The sequence below is a fragment of the Paenibacillus sp. 01L418 genome (assembly GCF_056400045.1).
In genome coordinates, this window is record NZ_JBFTSN010000539.1 from 1 (window position 1) to 3,794 (window position 3,794).

5 protein-coding genes are annotated in these 3,794 nt (G+C 37.4%); 4 read left to right on the forward strand and 1 reads right to left on the reverse strand.

The genetic code is table 11. From position 1 onward, the window contains the following. The first annotated feature begins 212 nt into the window (after positions 1 to 212). The 3 genes from AC1DSE_RS32190 (at position 213) to AC1DSE_RS32200 (ending at position 2,361) form a co-directional block, all read left to right on the forward strand. Positions 213 to 410 carry a hypothetical protein gene (locus AC1DSE_RS32190; protein WP_477509692.1) on the forward strand — a complete coding sequence of 66 codons (198 nt, stop codon included), beginning with the start codon at positions 213 to 215 and terminating at the stop codon, positions 408 to 410. 1,318 nt (positions 411 to 1,728) lie between these two features. After that, positions 1,729 to 1,860 carry a hypothetical protein gene (locus tag AC1DSE_RS32195; protein ID WP_477509691.1) on the forward strand — a complete coding sequence of 44 codons (132 nt, stop codon included), beginning with the start codon at positions 1,729 to 1,731 and terminating at the stop codon, positions 1,858 to 1,860. A gap of 153 nt (positions 1,861 to 2,013) precedes the next feature. Then, positions 2,014 to 2,361, forward strand: a complete 348-nt coding sequence (locus AC1DSE_RS32200; RefSeq protein WP_477509690.1) for a c-type cytochrome — start codon at positions 2,014 to 2,016, stop codon at positions 2,359 to 2,361. 301 nt (positions 2,362 to 2,662) lie between these two features. Here AC1DSE_RS32200 and AC1DSE_RS32205 read toward each other — a convergent pair whose 3' ends face one another. Then, positions 2,663 to 2,815, reverse strand: coding sequence for a hypothetical protein (locus tag AC1DSE_RS32205; protein ID WP_477528829.1), 153 nt, complete (start codon positions 2,813 to 2,815; stop codon positions 2,663 to 2,665). 384 nt (positions 2,816 to 3,199) lie between these two features. On the opposite strand from AC1DSE_RS32205, the gene AC1DSE_RS32210 reads away from it, so the two are divergent. After that, positions 3,200 to 3,794 (forward strand): substrate-binding domain-containing protein (locus AC1DSE_RS32210; RefSeq protein WP_477528830.1); only part of this gene is annotated, 595 nt, incomplete at its 3' end.

Here is a 3,794-nt window from a genome sequence, read left to right on the forward strand (position 1 = left end):
GTGTCAGGGAAATTATTTTATTTATTCAGCACCATGATTGTTGAAGCTAAATATATGAAATTTGATAATAAGATAATGGGAAAGATATTTCGTCTAAGAATTTATATGTTGAATGTTTACGATGAGAATATTTTAGGATAAATCAGTAGCGAAGGTCATTTTGCAGGCTCAAGTGGTCGGAAGTATGGGATTGAGTGCAAGGGAGTGATTTAATGGGTGGTCAAATTGGGTTAGTAGGCATACTACTCGTTTTTGCTAGTTTATTTTTAAGAAAATGGATAGTTGGAACCACAAAAAAAGAAACTTCAGATAAGGGTAAAAAAGTGAGTATGTGGGGAATGATTATCGCAGCACTCATAGCAACAGCTATTATTATTTTTATTGATTTAGAAGGAAATGCTATGAAATAGTTTTGTATGGTGTTAATTTTTATCGTTGCGGGCTTTCAATCATTTGTAGATTGGAAGTTTCTCGAAGGTTCAAAAGAATATATAGTTACACTTCTCGTTTTAGTTATTGGTGTAACTTTATCTTATTTCATCGTCTAGTGTTTCGGATCGGCTTAGCTGTTAGAGAAGATGTACAAGCTGAAATACGAGAGGAGCACTTGACGCTACTAGTGCTTGATTCAAGAAACTGCGATCCCATTACGATGTTTCAGTGAGGCTAGGTATGATTGAATTACTCACCGCATCATATATGGACGTTATCGACATATGCTAAAACTTTTGAGGAAAGATATGTGTTGGTTCATATGACGGATGAATCCTTCGCTGGAGGTTCTGTGTGCAAGCGAACTTGACCTGTTGCGTATAGGGAAAKAGGAATCTACTTGTCGTAGTTTACTACTTAGAAAGCCAAGATGCATGAAAAATTGAAATCTCAAGTTATCATTCATTTGCCTGAAAAAGCTTTGTGTTTAATCATTTGCCTCACCGTCAGCGCATATCATCCGATGCCCAATTCGCTAACGAACTGTATCAACCTTATTATGCAGAAAATTACTCTTCTAAAGTTTTAACGAACCGTAACGTCGTTATTTCATGCTGTATAGGGTGTAATGCGTTATTTTACATGAAATAAGGTTTGTGGGGTTCGTAAAAATTTTTATTCATTAAAAAAGGTCTAAATAAGAGCTGCTAGGTTCGTAAGCGATTTATCTAAAATGATGTTTGCTGCGAACAAAGGTTTTGAAGGTCTAAATTGTAAGCAGTTTACGTGAATTTGGATAAACTACGATACATAATGAGTTTAAAAAGTAAAAATATTKCTTCAATACAAGGCAACGTTAAATAGGGGCTGCCTCAAACGTAGATAAATCTACTTTTGAGACAGCCTTTTACTGTATAAAACGAGAAAAGTGAAAGCGTAATGAGCTAATTATTGTCTTACGAGAGATAATAAGCGCATCTTCAGCGTACATCTGACCTTTTTAAGCCAATGTTTAGGGATTAAGAATGGATTTTCTTTTTCGACTAACGCTTCTTTTCTTCGTATTTTTCTGAATAAGTATCGGTAATGTTATTTTCTTAGTTGAGATTGTATCTATTCATAAACGAAGTAGACCAAGGGCAAGTCGGTATAAAGTAGTTATTGCTTTTAGGAGTAGAAAGAGGACAAGGAAAATGCTTCAATGTGGCTATTTATCGTAAACTTTATTACAAAGATATGACTTTATCCACCAATAGCTCTATCGAGTCATGCGTAAGCAAGCAAGTATAAAAGAAAATGATATTAAGGCAATCGATGCTTTTTGATGCTTTTGAAGCATTTGAAGCATTTGAAGCTCTAGGAGCTCTAGGAGCTTTAGGAACTCTAGGAGTTCTAGGAGCTTTAGGTGGTTTTGAAGTTTTTAAATGATTTGAAGCTTTTGTAGATTTTTAAAAGCTATCAAAGCTCACTAGTACCACCTTCATGTGAATCACCGAGCCCAACTCGGCAGATAAACCTGTGAAGGGGATTTTATCAAAATGTAATGTTACCACGACAAAAATGAGAGGAGCTAAACCTAAAATGGGTAGTTTAAAAAAGTATTCAGTAGGTGTTGCGGTTGTGTTGGTTTTGTTATTGTCTGCTTGCGGCGGAGGAACAACAGTAGAAGTGCCAAATAAGGACAACAGCGGTGAAGGTACAGAGAGCAGCGAGGCGGTGGCACTTTATAAGAAAAGGTGTATTTCTTGTCACGGCACGGAGCTGCAGGGAAGAGCCGGCCCTAATTTGCAGCAGGTCGGGGTCAAGCTGACAGAAGAGGAAATAGTGGATGTTGTTTCCAATGGTCGTAAGGGTATGCCAAAGTTCGAGAGCAGCTTAACGACGGAACAGATTCAAAGTTTGGCTGCATGGCTGGCTGAACATAAATAAATGCCAAAGAACCGTTAATCTATAGACTCAGCCTATAACATAGAAAACAAGGGTCTACTCTACAAGTCAAAGTGACTTATAGAGTAGACCTTTTTCCATCTCTTAACGTAGCTTTTCTGAACACATTTTTTCTTTCGAGTGTTTAGTTATATTCTTCAAGATAATTGGATGACCATTTTCTCGCCCAAACGATAAAGATTTTTAATGGGCTGCTTCGCACCAACCAGCAGAGGAGCGGTCACCGTATGATCCAATTGTTTTTTATTAAGTTTTTTGTTGCAGCTTCAAATGTGATGTATGCTTACGAAATGACATCCTCATGAGGTGTTGATACATATGATTTCGCCATCTTATCCTGAATTACGTTGTCTTMTTGAACAAGTTTTGCTCCATTCAGCATGAGATATAAGCCGCCTGACAGAAATAAGCCTCCTAAAATAATCCAATAAAGCATGTTTCATTTCTCCTTTCTGAATCTATTTCGTTAGTCCTATCATTATAAAAGGAAATGGTGCCTGAAAATAATAGCTCGAAGTAGTCATTTCCTTGCTAAATGTGTCCGATATGTTTCGTTCATGTGAGCAATGTACAAATCAATTTCAGTGTAGGAGTCAACATTGCATTTAACTTTTATCAATTTTACATAATGGGAGGATAGCTAAGCTGAATGTAGAATAGAGTAGCTATGAATTCCAGCGAGGGGTGGCGTCAATATAAAGAAGAATTCAAATGATTTAAGTAAACGCTTTCAATGGTAAGGCAGTTGTTAAGCAACAACGAATTTTTTGTCATCATTTAATGAAACTATTGCAAACGGTTAATGGAAAAGGGTGAAGGCATGTTCAGGAAAATGATTGTTATCCTGTTATTAATTTTTACTGCAACCGCATGTCAGGGGCGTTACTCAAAAAGTGATTATGACGTGATCCATTCCATTAAATCGAATTCAACCTCAGAGAAACAGGAAGATCATCGAAAGTACACCATCGGCATCGTACCAAAAGTGATGGGGATTTCTTATTTTAATGTTGCTGAAGAAGGTGCGATGGAAGCAGCTAATGATTTAGACGTTAACGTCATTTATGAAGGGCCTCCAATCGCTGATGCATCAAAGCAGATTAATGTGATTAGACATCTTATCAATTTGTCGGTAGATGCGATTGCAGTTTCTGCAAACGATCCAGAAAAGCTGCTGCCCATCATTTTAGAAGCCAAAAGCAAGGGGATCAAGGTCATTACATGGGATGCAGATACGAATCCAGAAGGCAGAGATTTTTTTGTCAACATGGTCGATACAGAGACATTAGGCCGCCATTTGTTGGATACGCTTGCATGGAACACCGAAGAAACTGGCGAATACGCAATTATGACAGGGGCTTTCTCTGCTTCTAATCATAATGAGTGGCTCAAATGGATCAAACATCAGCAGAGTG

What these genes read in the sequence shown, in the direction of transcription:
- AC1DSE_RS32190 (WP_477509692.1), top strand. Translation starts at nt 213, where the DNA reads ATGGGTGGTCAAATTGGGTTAGTAGGCATACTACTCGTTTTTGCTAGT.
- AC1DSE_RS32195 (WP_477509691.1), top strand. Translation starts at nt 1,729, where the DNA reads ATGATATTAAGGCAATCGATGCTTTTTGATGCTTTTGAAGCATTTGAA.
- AC1DSE_RS32200 (WP_477509690.1), top strand. Translation starts at nt 2,014, where the DNA reads ATGGGTAGTTTAAAAAAGTATTCAGTAGGTGTTGCGGTTGTGTTGGTT.